This is a genomic window from Acidovorax sp. HMWF018 (assembly GCF_003061035.1).
GTDB classification, from domain to species: domain Bacteria; phylum Pseudomonadota; class Gammaproteobacteria; order Burkholderiales; family Burkholderiaceae_C; genus Acidovorax; species Acidovorax delafieldii.
This window is the reverse complement of sequence record NZ_QAIM01000455.1, coordinates 1-698: the sequence shown is the minus strand read 5'-3', so window position 1 is coordinate 698 and position 698 is coordinate 1. Positions and strand designations below refer to the sequence as shown.

The 698-nt window shown below is 69.1% G+C and carries 1 protein-coding gene and 1 pseudogene; both read left to right on the top strand.

What is annotated here, in order from left to right; all coding sequences use genetic code 11:
• Nucleotides 1-285, top strand: a 285-nt coding sequence (locus DBR23_RS31125; RefSeq protein ID WP_233250574.1) for a sigma-70 family RNA polymerase sigma factor, incomplete at its 5' end; no start/stop codon positions are given.
• Nucleotides 282-698: pseudogene (locus tag DBR23_RS19165) on the top strand (hypothetical protein); the annotation flags it as partial. The gene DBR23_RS31125 and the pseudogene DBR23_RS19165, both read left to right, overlap by 4 nt.

Sequence of the window (698 nt, the reverse complement as noted above, 5' to 3'; positions counted from 1 at the left end):
CTGGATGCGAGCGACGACGATGCGCGCACGCTGGCCGACACGCTGGTGGCCGACTCGGGCTTTGGGCCTGTGCGGCAACTGCAGTCGCGGGAGCAGGCGGCTGCGCTGATTGCGGCGGTGGAGCAGTTGCCACTGGAGCAGCGTGAGGCCTTTTTGCTGCAAGCCGAAGGCGACCTGAGCGTGCAGGAGATTGCCGAGGCCACCGGCGTTAACTTTGAAACCGCCAAAAGCCGCCTGCGCTACGCGCGGGCCAGCCTGCGCCAGCACCTCAAGGAGTTTGTATGACCCGGCAGGACGACGAACTGGTCCGGCGCTACCACGAGGCCAGCGAACAGGAAGGCGCCCGCCCCGGCGTGCATGTGCGCGATGCCGTGCGTGCGCATGCCCAGATGATGGCCACGGCTGCGGCATCGGCATCAGCGGCCCCAGTGCCCCCCCCTGCCGCCAACCAGGCCCGCTGGAAGATTTCGGCCCTGGCCACCTTGGCCGTGGTGGGGCTGACTGGCTTGCTGATGCTGCAGTTTGAGCGCGGCACGCCCGAAGAGCGGGACGCTGCTTTCAGCCACCGCCGGGCCGAGTCGCCTGCGCAGGCTCCCACGGTCCCTGCCCCTGCAGCCACACCGACGCTCCCGCCACCGGCAGAGCCCCCATCGGTCACTCCGCCTGCACCGGAAAGCGCGCAGAAAAGTACGCGGAAC